The 13,327-nt window shown below is 59.7% G+C and carries 9 protein-coding genes; all 9 read right to left on the bottom strand.

The features are described from left to right. Positions 1–2: 2 nt before the first annotated feature. Positions 3–1,883 (bottom strand): asparagine synthase (glutamine-hydrolyzing), encoded by a 1,881-nt coding sequence (gene asnB / locus AXA74_RS06665; RefSeq protein WP_032979223.1) that lies wholly within the window; start codon positions 1,881–1,883, stop codon positions 3–5. 3 nt (positions 1,884–1,886) lie between these two features. Continuing rightward, a complete protein-coding gene (locus tag AXA74_RS06660) occupies positions 1,887–2,612 on the bottom strand; it encodes a polysaccharide deacetylase WbmS family protein (protein ID WP_032979224.1) in 726 nt (241 codons plus the stop codon). Continuing rightward, a complete protein-coding gene (locus AXA74_RS06655) occupies positions 2,609–3,562 on the bottom strand; it encodes a methionyl-tRNA formyltransferase (protein WP_032979225.1) in 954 nt (317 codons plus the stop codon). Before AXA74_RS06655 ends, AXA74_RS06660 begins: the two co-directional genes overlap by 4 nt. Before the next feature lie 2 nt (positions 3,563–3,564). Then, a complete protein-coding gene (locus tag AXA74_RS06650; protein ID WP_032979226.1) occupies positions 3,565–4,686 on the bottom strand; it encodes a glycosyltransferase in 1,122 nt (373 codons plus the stop codon). A gap of 14 nt (positions 4,687–4,700) precedes the next feature. Beyond that, positions 4,701–6,857, bottom strand: a complete 2,157-nt coding sequence (locus AXA74_RS06645; protein ID WP_032979227.1) for a glycosyltransferase family protein — start codon at positions 6,855–6,857, stop codon at positions 4,701–4,703. Further along, positions 6,854–9,049, bottom strand: a complete 2,196-nt coding sequence (locus AXA74_RS06640) for a glycosyltransferase (RefSeq protein WP_158333018.1) — start codon at positions 9,047–9,049, stop codon at positions 6,854–6,856. The genes AXA74_RS06645 and AXA74_RS06640 overlap by 4 nt, the downstream gene beginning before the upstream one ends. Positions 9,050–9,231: 182 nt before the next feature. Further along, on the bottom strand, positions 9,232–10,518 hold the full coding sequence (locus AXA74_RS06635; RefSeq protein ID WP_051593965.1) for an ABC transporter ATP-binding protein: 1,287 nt from the start codon (positions 10,516–10,518) through the stop codon (positions 9,232–9,234). Further along, positions 10,515–11,330 carry an ABC transporter permease gene (locus AXA74_RS06630; RefSeq protein WP_223850476.1) on the bottom strand — a complete coding sequence of 272 codons (816 nt, stop codon included), beginning with the start codon at positions 11,328–11,330 and terminating at the stop codon, positions 10,515–10,517. Before AXA74_RS06630 ends, AXA74_RS06635 begins: the two co-directional genes overlap by 4 nt. A 127-nt stretch (positions 11,331–11,457) precedes the next feature. Further along, positions 11,458–13,326 (bottom strand): asparagine synthase (glutamine-hydrolyzing), encoded by a 1,869-nt coding sequence (gene asnB, locus AXA74_RS06625; protein ID WP_032979230.1) that lies wholly within the window; start codon positions 13,324–13,326, stop codon positions 11,458–11,460. Position 13,327 lies beyond the last annotated feature (1 nt).

Here is a 13,327-nt window from a genome sequence, read left to right as displayed (position 1 = left end):
CTCTATCCGTAAAAAGAAAAGCCGCGACACCACGCGTTGAAATTCAAAAACGACCAGATCAGATAGGTGTTGTTGGCCTGATTGGAAAAATGCCGGTCAAGAACCGACCGCACATACTCGGGACGCAGCACACCCTGGCGCGCCAGTTTGTCTGGTGCGAGCTCACTTTCGATCCAGGGCCTGAGCTGCTTGCGATACCAGGAAGCATCCGGTGGACCGAAGCCCATCTTGGGCTTGTTATAGATCTGATCCGGCACCCATGGCTTGACCGACTCGCGGAAAATGATCTTGCCCACATCTCCACGGGCCAGATATTCCTTGGGCAGGTCCAGCACAAAGTCGACCAGCTCATTGTCCAGCAAGGGCACGCGGGCTTCGAGCGAATGTGCCATCGACACCTTGTCCTCGAAGGTCAGCAGGCCCTCGAGGTAAGTGTGGGCGTCCACATAAAAAACTTTGTCAAACCAGTCGTCCGAAGGCGTACGGGCAATCCATGCATCGATGCGTTCAATCGGATCGTAGCCCTTGGACTGCGCAAGGAACTCCGGTGTAAACGCCTCTTTCAGGGCGGCCGGACTCAGCACCGAATTCAGAACGGCGCGGTAAATCTCCTGGCGTGTGGGGGGCCTGCTGGCGGACTCACCCCGACCTCGACGCCAGGCCAGCAGGCGCTGGGCGACGCGGCGCATCAGGCTGGGACCGCCCGCCTGCACGGGATCAGCTTCGGGTTCTGTCAAACCCAATATCTTGTAGCGTCCCACATAGCCGGCATGGTACTCATCCCCCCCGGTGCCAGACAGCACGACTTTGGCGTCCTGCGCGACACGTTGCGCAATCAAGTAATTGACATAGCCCATGCCCATGCGCAGATCTTCCAGCGAGGTCACGTAGCCGTCCAGGCAACCCTCCAGCGCGGTGGCCGGCACCGTCATCTCGACTCTGTCCATCTTGTAGGTCTGGGCAACCAGCCGGCTGTACTCGCGCTCGTCGGCCACTTTGTCGTCACCCACGCTGTCCAGGTCAAAGATGCAGCTATAGGCCCTGACCTTGGGATCCAGCTGGTAGGCGCCCACCGACAAAGCCGTCGAGTCGATACCGCCAGACAAATAAGTCATGACGGGCACGTCAGCGGCGATCTGACGCTGCAGGGTGCGCATGAGGATCTCCCGATGCTGCCGGGCAAGATCGTCCATGCTTCCGCGCGCCGAACGCGGAAAGGACAAATCCCAGTATCGCTCCTTGCGCATGCCTTGCGGGCCGCGTATCAGCATCGTGCCCGACTCGAGGTATTGCACCCCATCGAACATCGTGCGGCCGTCCCAGAGATTCTGTACCGAAAAATACTCAAGGATGCCGTCCACACTCGGCCTTTGCGCTATCAGCCCGCTGGCCAGTACGGTACGGATCTCGGAGCCAAAGACCAGCGCGCCAGACGGCGCAATGGCGTAGTGCAGCGGCTTGATGCCATAACGGTCGCGTGCCAGCACCAGCGTGCGCGCGCGCACATCCCATATGGCAACCGCAAACATGCCGTTCAGTTTAGAGAACAGCTCCGTGCCCCAAGCCTTCCAGCCATGGACAAAGACTTCCGTGTCTGAATGATCCGTCCGGAAACGGTGGCCGGCATCAATAAGGGCGCGGCGCAACTCCATATGGTTGTAGATTTCGCCGTTGAAGACCACCCACACCGATTGTTCGGCATCGCTCATGGGCTGATGGCCGCCCGCGAGATCCACGATGGACAGGCGGCGAAACGCCAGCCCGGCCTGTTCTCCAATGAAAAAACCTTCGTCATCGGGTCCGCGATGAATCATCGCGTCGGCCATGTTCTTGAGTTGCTCGGCGCTGGGCCGCAGCCCGGCGATACCCGCGATGCCGCACATGATTCAGGCCCCTTGCTTGCCCTGAAGATGATGATCCAGGGCCTGGCTGAGTGTGACGCTCTTGACGCCGCGCTTGTCCATGGCCTCGCACAGTTCATTGAAATAAGTCGCCACGCCGCGTCCCGGCATACGCAGCGAGAATGGATCCTCTCCCCGGCCGATCGCAGCCTTGACGTCCTGATAAGCCTCGTAGGAGGTCGTATTCAGGGCGATGTGCAGCGGGTGGAAATCAAAGACATACAGCCCTTCATTGTCCAGCGCGCGCTCAAAGATTTCTGTCGAGAAGGGCTTGTGCGCCAACTCGGGCCAGTTGCCCGGTGTGCAGAAATCCATATTGTCCATGTAGTAGATCGGCATTTCCCATATGCCCCAGGGATGCCGATAGGGCCGCAGGCCCAACTCATACAGCGGCGAAGTCATGCTGGCATAGCGATAGCCTTGCTTGTAGAGTTCAATACCCACCATGTGAGAATACACGCAAGAATGGGTACGCACGCCCTGAGGCGCGTGCGGCAGCTCCAGCGAAGCGCTGAACGCCTGTAAATCGCTGCCGAATCGGGTCAGGTCGGCAACATAAGGATGCGGTTGGATTTCGTGCCCATGCCACGCCGTGGCAGGAAACGGTTTCCAGAGAAAGAACGTGCCCTGCCCCGGAAACGGCACCGTATCAAAAAACTGGCGCATCCCCTCCGGAGTCATGTAGTCGGTGTCGTAGGTCAGGCAGATCATTGCGGGTAGATCTCTCGATAGGGACTTGTCACGGACGCGACGCCGCTCAAGACGTTGGAAACAGGCACCGCGGCGTCACCCACGCGAGCCAAGGTCACACGCACGGCGCCATCGGCCGTGCCAATAAAAGCACTGTCGGCTAGCAGTTCGACCTGCCCGGGGGCGAGATCCTGGCGGTTGACGGCAAACGCCGGTCCGAGCAGACCGATTTCTTTGCCCTCCGCGCCCGCGCAGGTCCGGCCGGAAGGATGCGGCACATAGGTCAGGGCGTTGATCACCCTGGCAACCTCCGTCGCACCCCGGTGCCAGGGTATCCACCGCTCATAGGGATGAACGGAGGAATGATAGGTCGCGGCCGCTTCATTCTGCGCCTGGCGGCCATATACGCCGTCCGAAATGTAGCGGGTCAGGAAATCACCCACCATCTGGACCGCAGCCTGAGCGCATGCGCGGTAGGCCTCGCCGGCGGTCATGCCTTCTTGGTATGGCAGGCGCCGCTGAGCCAGGATCGGGCCGTCATCGATGCCCGGCGTCATTTCATGCAAGGTGACGCCCAGCTCCGCCTCGCCGCTAGCGATCGTCCATACCACGGGAAAACATCCACGATTCAGGGGCAATGCCGCATAATGCACATTGAGGGCCCCATCCTTGGGAATACGGATGACCTCCTCAGGCACGATCTTCTCATATGAACACGACAGGATCAGGTCGGGCGCAAATGCCGCCAGTTGTTCCCTTGCCTCGGCGGATTTCACATGCTTGGGTTGGATATGCGCAATGCCGGCCTCTTCGACCAAGCGCCGCAAGGAAGTGCCGCCGGGCCCGTCAACGCCGTCGTCCGATGGATTGAGCACCACCAGCAACGGCGTCTCGGGGAATCGCTCTCGCAACAACCGAAGACTGTCGGTGGCGAGCTGCCGGTTGCCCATCAGGCAAATTCGTTTACTCATTTCTACTCCCTCGGAGCGGAGGCCCGCACCGCTTGCAGGTCGAATTCAAATCCCTTGCTCTGGTAGGTATTCAGCATGGCCGCGGCGATCCGACGCGGGTCATGCCAGTCGATGACATATTGGCGTGAGCGCCGGGACCATTCGGGCCATTGCGCGCGTTGCTCCAGGATACGGGCGATGTCTTCTTCCAGGCTATGCGGATGGACACGCAATAGCGCCATTTCATCATTCATTTGCGGCGGAATAAAGCCCAGATCCTCTTCGCGGATATAGCACATGACGGGCTTGCCCATAACCATCATCTCGACCGCAAAAGCGCCATACCAGCCCAACAGCACCTGGTCGATGGCGATATCCGCGCTTCGGTAGAGCGCCATAGCTTCGTCGTGGGTCTTGCCATGCACCTGGATATACTCGATTGGGAAACGCTCCTTCAGCTTCTCGATGGCGGCCTCGATCAGCGGCGTGCCTTTGATGCCGGTATCGCTGGGGGCATGGACAATGCGGATCACGCCCTCGGTCGACGGCGGGATCGGCTGAAAATCGCGCCAGTCGACCGTGGCATAGGGCAGAAACGATCCCCCGCCTTTGAGCGAATGACCCAACTCGGGATTGAGGAAGAACACCCCGTCCAACTGAGGCAGGATGTTGTCGACCAGCCATTCGCGTTGCTCATCGTAGCTTGACACACAGGCCTCATACGCGCCGCACGCCCCTTGGCGACACATGGTAACGGTATTGCGCTGGTCGGACTTGCGGGCCAGGCGGACGTCACAGCCCTGCAGCGTCATGAAGGTTCTCCGTCCCAGTCGCCGCGCCAGTCGCAGATCCATATACCATTTGTCGTCGCGCAGCCCTCGGTCATCCCAACACATCAACGTACGGCCAAAGTAATAGTGCAAGACGTCGTAGCGCAGCGGCGCCGACATGGCGAACCCGGCCCGGCGCAAGGTGTCGACCCTACCCTTTTTGCCGTACGCGGACAGGCAACGGTCATGGGGAAATCCCACCCAGGTTCCGTAATTGACGACCACGTCGCTCTTGCAGCCCAACTCCCGCTCGGCACGAGACAGCGCCCAAGGCTGGTTGCCGATGTTGACGGGCGAATGAAGCACCTTCAGCATGCCTGTCCTCTTTTTCACAGGGGCGCGATAAAGCGCAGGAAATTGCGCCAGCGCCGCTTGGCGAGCGTGCGCAGCGTCGCGTCTCCCAACCGCGCGAGATCTTCGCGCTGCCACTGGCGCCCTAAAGCCCGCATGCAGACCGCGACAAAATAGACCTCGTCAAAGAAGTCCGAAACACCGAAGCGGCGTGTGGCAACAAGCTGGTCAAGATTGGCGCCGGCAAGCAGGCTGGCGGCCCGATGCGCCGTCTCGCGCGCCAAGGCTTCCTGGCCAGGTACCGAAGCCAGGACAATCGCGGTCAGGGCGAGGCTGGGCAGCTGGGCCTGGCCGATCTCGTCTCCCTCATGGAGCAATGATGCGCCATTCTCACCTTCGTGCAACGCACAGGTCGGACTGCTACGATCCAAGGCGCTGGCCAGCACCTCCTGCGCCGCCTCGGCATAACCTTGGTCAACACCATATCGGGCATGCGCCAGCATCAGGGCCGCATAGGCCAACATGCGGCTGGCCTGGGTACGCTGCGGCGCCTCCGGCACCCGCGCCAGCGAGCCGCCGTGGGCCGCCATAAAGGCCATATCGCGCAGCGAGCCGTCGCGCGCCACCTGCCGAAGCCAGTCGACATGGCGGCGCAAAGCCTGCTCCAGCGGCGCGTCGGCGGCAATGGCCATTGCATGATGACTGTCGATCGCAAACTTCGCGATCACCCCCAGATGGCGCTGAAAATGCAGGCCAGTATTGACCTGCAACAATCCCTCGTCATCCCACACCGGTTGGCCGTACAGCCCCCAGTTGACCCGATCCAGGGCAATTGCCGGATCTGTCCAAACGGGCAGCTCGCCGTCAGCCAGCCCTTTGCCCAGACGCGGCTGCTCCTCGCCTAGCCGGATGTCGCGGCGCTTGGCGCGCAAGACCGCGCCCAGGCCATTCTGGCGCCAGAGTTTGTCGTGCAGCGCAATATAGGAAGGCGCACAGGCCTCGTATGACCAGTATTTCTCGACATGCGCCCGCCCTTGGCGGCCCAGTTCGGCGCGTCGTTCCGGATCGCGCAGCAAGCCTTCCAGCACGTCCTGGGCATTGTCCGGCGTCACGCTGATCGGCGCCCAGCCGGGCACATGCGCGAGATAGCGCTCTTCGTCGCGCACATAGGTCAGCACCGGCTTTCCGGCCGCCATGGCCTCGATCTCGGTAAATCCTGGCCAGCCCAGGATGCATTGGGCGAACACGATATCGGCCGCCGCATACCGTCTCTTGGCCTCATCGTTGGAGACACGCTCGATGATGTCGAGCTCGACGTCGTAGCCCTTCTCGCGCAGCGCCGCCACCGCGGCCTCGATAAACCGCGTGCCCTTGAAATGACGATGATTCGGTGAATGCGCGACAACCACACGGCCGCGCTGTGGTTGCGCACCCACATAGGCAACAGCGTTCACATCGATGGGCCAATGCACGAAATCAGGCCGGCTGCCATAGACGTAATCGTGCATGTCTCCCATCGCAATGAGTTCGTTGCACCAATCGCGGTAGTATTTGGTGTTGACGATCCCGGCATGATCCTCGCAAAGGCAATGCTTGCCCGGCTCGGGGCATTCCATGCAAAGATTCCACGGACGCCACATCTCATCGCGCAAGCGCGTGCGCACATCAGCGCCGTAGGCATTGGCAACAATGCGCTTGCCCGCCAGGCGCAGCAGAGGAAACTCCAGCCAACGCGCACGCGGCACGATCTTCATGCCCGACCACAGGCCGCCATCATAAAAAAACTGGTAGACGTCAAAACGCAGGAGCGACCATAGAAACACGAAGTTCGGCAATAGCGGCGAAGCAATCGGGTTATAGGTATAGCGCTGCAGATTGTGGTCGAACTTATTGGTGATGAAATAGACCGTAAATACCAGTGAGCGGCTGCGATAGCCCAGCTTTTGCATCAGCCGCGAGCTCTCGACGATATTCAGGATAGGCACGGCTGCCCACAATACGGCCGGCTTCAGTCGCAAGAGCTTACGGATGCCCAGGCGCACCCAGGACAAGAGGCAGAACACCGGATACAAGAGCAGCGTCAGGTAGAACGCGGCGCTCGTAATGCCCGAGTAGAACCGGAAGAACAGCTTGCGCGTCCAGCGGCCTTCCTGGGCCGCGGCATCGAGCAGGCGTATGAACCAGCCATCCGTCATTTCGCACTCATACGGTCATACTCGGACACCATCACCTGAATGGCGTGGCCCCAGTTGTACTCGCGCAGCACGGACGCGCGCCCACGCTCGCCCATTTCCCGGGCTGCCTGGCGATCCGCCGCCAACTTGCGCAGCGTGTCGGCGATGCTCTTCGGATCATGAGGATCAAAAGTAACGCCGTTGCCTTCACGCTGGATATGAGCGCTGACATCCGGAAAATTGGACACGGCGACAGGAATACCGGCTGCGGCGTACTCGAAGAACTTGTTCGGATAGAACCAGTAGAAGTTCTTGCACAGATTGCGCAGCATCACCACACCGCAATCCGCGCCCTTGGCGCCGGCGAGCAACTCATCGCGGCCAACACCGGGAAGGACCGCGATGCGATGGGAAATGCCCAATTTCTTGGCCCGCTCATGGTATTCCACGCCCCAGCGCTCGGCGTGCGGGCCACGAATGACAAACAGAAAATTGTCGTCCAGGTATTGGTGCGCATCAATTACCGTCTCGATATTGCGAGCCGGACCCAGCCCCCCCAGATACAAGGTAATGAATTTCTCATCACCCGATTGGGTCAGCTCGCGCACCGAAGGCACGTCCATATTGGCGGTTTCCAGGACGGCGATGTCCGGGACATTCGCCAGCATCAAGGGGCGGCGGCCATAGCGACGTTGATACTCATCCAGGATGGACGGGCTGACCGAATAAAAACTGGACACCTTGGAGAGCAGCTCCCCTTCTACCTTGCGGGCCAGTCGGCGCTTCCACAGGGGCATTTCCACATACTTGCGCGCCGCCATGTCCCAGGTGACATTCTCGCTCCACATCTCGTGCGAGTCATAGACCAAGGGACATCCTCGCTCCGCCGCAATGGCGGCGGCCGTCGCCAGCGTCGTCAGGTCATTGGCGTGGACGAAATCGAAATCCAGCTTGGCGGACACCCTGCGGAACGTCGGCTGGTAGGCAGCCCAGAAACGCGTATAGGCTTCCGGACAACGTACCCGGACATAGCGCACGCCCGGCTCCTTATCTTCGAAAATCACATCATCCGGGCCATGCTCCGAATTCAGGGACATGATATCGACGTGATAGCCCGCCTGAGCCAGACTGTGCGCCACCTTGTTGATCCGGGGGTCGATATCGATCATGCTGATGGTCAGCATCAGGATGCGTCGACCGCCTGGCGCCGTCTCCACCTTGGGCGCTTTCAGGATGTCTTTATAGATGCGCCGCAGCTCACCCAGCTGCTTGGTCACGCGCATCGCTCCGGCAAGCTTCCATTTGAGCTTCGCAGCACGGACTTCGACCGACCGATTGACGTGGGTGCTTGTCGCGTTCAACACATCCTGCATGACATTGAGACGGTTATCGAGATGCGCGCGCAGCGCCTCGACCTGCTCATGGGTCGCCGTGGCGCCGGTCGCGGCCGGCGTTGCGGACACCTCTTCGGCACGCTGGAAATGCATGACGTGGTTGTATCCCCCGGTGTCATAAGTGATCATGACATCCTGAGTCAACGCCAGACCGGCGGCCGCAAAATGCGCGAGCAGGCTTTCGCGCGAAAAATGTCGGAAATGGAACTCATCCACGAGATAGGTGCTATACGCCGCCCTGTCCGCCTCCACCTGTCGCAAAAACTCAGTATATTCCGCCGCATCTTCGCGGGCCTGCGCTAGCGGATCCGGCGCGGGACGCGGTGGCCGTGTCGGCAGCAGGTCATAAGCCGGCAACGTCCCGGCAAGCTCGGGGTTGTTTGAAAACTCCACCCAAATCTGGACGGTTCCACCCGGTCGCAGGACACGACGGCACTCGCGCAATGTCTTGTCCACATCGATGACGTGGTCCAACGACGTGATGAAAGTCACGACATCGAAACTGGCGTCGGCGAAAGGCAGGTACTCCGATAGTCCGCCCACCAGCTTGAATGGCGGCGTCTGCATCGGCGGCAAGGGGTCCAGGCCCGTCAAGCTCTTGTAGTCGGTACCAGCGAAATATTCTGGCTCGATATAGCTGCCCGAGCCGATATCCAGCACGTCCTTGCCTCGCACGTCCAGGGCCCGGATGACTTGCTTCACATCATCCCGTTTGCCCAGCGCCAGGCTGGACTCATCCCCTTGCTGATAACATGCATCACCATTGAGCTGTGACACATGCCAACCCCCAATGACCTGGGGATCGGCCTGCAACAGCATGCGAAGATCCACCATATGGGGAGCGCCGTGGTGTACCTCAAAGACTCCGCCGCACTGCTGGCAGACCAGGCGTTCCCCACCCAATACCAGCCTATCGCCACGGCATGTCGGACACACCAGCCTCTCGATGCCAAGATTGGCCCGGCCTTCTATCGTTTCTTGTGACACAGCCATTTGAATTCCTATCCGTTCTGGACGCTTGCGGTACTTACTGCAACAGCCTGAGCCGGCTCATCGGGCTCGACACGTGAGACCCGCACGGGCTGGTCGAAGAAAGTCGACAGCGGCCGGCCGCGGCGCTGCACGGCCAGGCGGGTGGTTTTCTCCCAGATTGACATGGGATCCACATAGATCGCGGTCTCGGCCTTGCTGTTGCGCTTTGGAAAAAGCGCAACCGTGAGGTCATAATGGCCATCGCCCAGCAGCAGATCATCGATGGTCAAATCGATCTGGCTCACCCCCTGAGGCAACACACCGATATCGATGTATTCTGGCTCGTGACTCAGCCACGAAGTGGCCATGATGCCATCCGTGCGCGTGAACTTCAGCCAGATGGCCGGGTTGTCGACCGGCTCGTCGCAACGCACTGTCATGCTGAAACGCAGGGCATCGTGCTGGAAAAAGCCGTTCGTGGCCTGCCCCTTTTCATCCAGCACAACAAAGCTGTCGATATGGGCCGGGCCCTCCCCGCCACGAGCACCGGACTCCTGCTCCTTGATGGAGTCGGATTGGATTTCGAGCATTTCCATATCGTAGATGCTTGAAATATTCTCGGCGTCACCGTCGAGGTAGAGTTCGCCATCCTTGAAATACAGGCATCGCGTGCACAAGCGACGCACCAGATCCGTGCTATGCGTCACGAAGAAGACGGTGGCACCGGAGCTGCAGATTTCCACCATGCGCGCAAAGCACTTCGCGATGAAGGGCGCATCCCCCGCGGCCAGGGCCTCGTCGACAACGAAAATATCCGGCTCCACGCTGATGGCGACGCTAAATGTCAGGCGAGCCTTCATGCCGCTGGAATAGGTCTTGAACGGCTGATCGATCACGCGCTCGAGCTCGCTGAAGTCAATAATCGACTGCACCTTCTTGTCGATCTGCTCGCGCGTCAGCCCCAGGCACATGCCTCCCATGTAGATATTTTCCCGGCCCGTGTATTCTGGGTGAAATCCGGTACCCAGTTCCAGGATGGCGGAGATCTTGCCGTTGATGTTCACCTTGCCTTCGGAAGCATCCAGGGTGCCTACCAGGATCTTCAGCAAGGTGCTCTTGCCGGCGCCATTGCGGCCGATTACACCCACCACTTCGCCCTTGTGCACCTTGAAATTGACGTTCTTCAAGGCGTGATACGGGCGATGGCGGACTCGTCCGCCGACTTTCTCGATCAAAAGGTCCGCCGGCCGGTCATAGATGCGGAACGTCTTGCTCAGGTTTTGGACGTCGATGACGATGGGACGATCTTGACTCACAGCACGTTCCCCACATAAGGCTTCACACCGCGGAAGACGCGATAACCCAAGGCCAGGGCGATCGGAGCTCCCAGCAGGAAGACCACCCAGGCAATGGGATGAGCGATTCTTCCGAAATACAGCACATCCTGATAGCACCAGATCATGTAACTGACTGGATTGGCATAAATAATGGGCTTGAACATCGCAGGCACCCACTCAGGCGAATAGACCACTGGCAGGGCGTAAATGCCGATCATCGAATAGACCGTGACAAAGTCCTTGATGTCGCGCAAGAACGGGTTGAGCGCGGCCAACGCAAAGCCCACACCCAGCATCGCCATGAATTGGAACAGGATCAGCACCGGCAGCAGGAGATAGGTCCAGAATAGCGAGCCGTGGGTGAAGAGCACGTACAGCACGAGAAACCCGAGTGCGATGAGTTGGCCGGTGAAGCTGGACAGCACGGCACGCACCGGCAGCACTTCAATCGGAAACACGACTTGCTGCACCAGGTTGGTCTGGCTCGTCAATGCCGTGGCCGAACGCGCCAGCGCCTGCTGGAAGCCCACCCATGCCAGCAGACCCGACAGAATATAGGCCGTATAGTCCAGGGGCATTTCCAACGTCCCGCCCATCTTGGCCTTGAACACAAAGCCAAAGATAAAGACATAAACGGCGATCTGGATAAACGGGTACCCTACCACCCACAATACGCCCAGGACCTGCCCTACATATTGGTCATAGAGTTCGCGGCGCGTCATCTCGCGCACCAGGGCACGTTGCTGGAACAGCGTGCGCCAGATTTCTACCAGCGCCTGAAAGTTGGACACTGGCGATATTGCACTCAAAACGTTCTTAATCATTTCCGCAACACAGCTTGATTGTCGGCCGCGCCGGCCTGTCTCAGACCGCCGTGAAGACTCCCGGCAGAGCCGGGAGCAGGGCTTCGCATGCCACTCAAAGATATTGGCGGCACATATTCTCTACGCTCAGCAAGGACCAGATCAGCAAGCGCCGGTTTTCCTTGCCCTGCAAATGCTCATCGACGAGCGTTTGCACGGAGGCACGGTCCAGGAAGTTGTAGATACGCGCGTTCGGGTCGTGCAGCAGCTCCCGCACATAGTTGATGCTCTCGCCCTTGAACCAGCTGGCGTCAGGTGCGGAGAAACCCTGCTTCTCCCGCTCGACCACATCCTGGGGAACATGGCGGCTCATCATCTTGCGCAACAGCAGCTTGCCGTCCTTGGCTTTCTGGAAATAACGTGCCGTCTTCTGCCCAGCATCGTTTTCATTCAGCCTGATCACGTCGCTCAAATGTCCGAGCTTGAGGTTGGTGGGCAGCTTCATTGCGAAATCAACCAGATCGTTGTCCAGGAAGGGCACCCGTGTCTCCAGGGAATGCGCCATCGAAAGTTTGTCCTCGATGACGAGCAAACCATGCAGGAAGGTTTTCGCTTCCAGGTAGAGCGAGTGGTTGACGTAGTCTTCTGGCCGGGTGAGCGTGCTCGCATGCGAGGCAAACACATCGCGGAAGATATCCCGTGTCCAGACATGACCCACGCTATTCCAGACGGGCGCGAAAACCTGCTTGATGCGGGTATTCGGGATCAGCCGTTGCCAATAGGCATAGTACTTGTCGATGTAGTGCTCGAAGTCATCGTTGACGACGGCACGGTAATAGCGCCATGGGTAACCACCGAACAGCTCATCCCCGCCGGTGCCGGCCAGGACAACTTTGTTGAACTTGCTGGCCAATTGGGCCACATAGAAATTGGGATAACTCTGGCCGACACGCGGCTCTTCAAGATGCCAGGCCATCTTCGGCAGGATGCGCTCCATGTCCCCGGCTTTCAAGACCATCTCATAGTGTTCAGTCTTGAAGAGATAGGACATGCGTTCGGCCGCGGCCCGCTCGTCGAAATTCAACTCCACCCCGGAAGCCGACGTCATGTCGAAGCCGCAGGTGAATGTGCGCATATAGGCCTGGTGGCGTGAAGCCAATGCCGTCACGGACCCCGAATCCATGCCCCCCGAGAGATAGGCGCCCACCTCGACGTCGGATACCATCTGGCGGCTGACTGCGCGCTGGAACAGGAAATCCAGCTCCTCAAGGTAGTCTTCCTCCGTCCGGGGCGTTTCGGGCTCCTCGAAGGCGTAGTCCCAATAACGTTCGATCTGGCTACGGCCTTGGCTGCCGATCTTCATCCAGCAACCGGCCGGCAGCATCGAAATGCCCTCGAACAAAGTCTGGCTGGTAAACAGATTCTGGAACGTGAAATACTCGAGCAAGGCCGGCAGATTCATGCGGGCGCTGAAGCCCGGATGTGCCAATATCGCCTTGGCTTCGGAGGCGAAGGCGAAGGCGCCGCCAGCCTGGGCGTAATAGAGCGGCTTGATGCCGTAGCGGTCGCGGGCCAGCAACAAGGTCTGCTCGCGCCTGTCCCAAAGGGCAAAGGCGAACATACCATTGAAACGGATCAAGGCCGCAGTGCCCCAGGCGCTCAGCGCGCTGAGCAATACCTCGGTGTCGCTGGTGGACAGGAAACGATGCCCAAGCGCCTCGAGTTCCGCACGCAGCTCGCGATAATTGTAGAGCTCGCCGTTATAGGTGAGGATATAGCGCCCATCCACCGAGTGCATGGGCTGAGCGCCCGTGACAGTCAAGTCGATGATGGCCAGGCGACGGTGCCCCAGTGCAATGGGCCCGTCGGCCCATTGCCCCTCACCGTCCGGGCCGCGATGCACGATGGCATCGGTCATGCGCCGGACCAGTTCCGGTTCTGCGGGGATGCCGTTCAGATTAATAAAACCGGCAATTCCGCACACG

The organism is Bordetella hinzii LMG 13501, assembly GCF_001548475.1.
GTDB lineage: Bacteria > Pseudomonadota > Gammaproteobacteria > Burkholderiales > Burkholderiaceae_B > Bordetella > Bordetella hinzii.
Note: the sequence above shows the minus strand (reverse complement) of the source record. Positions and strands in the feature narration are given on the sequence as shown.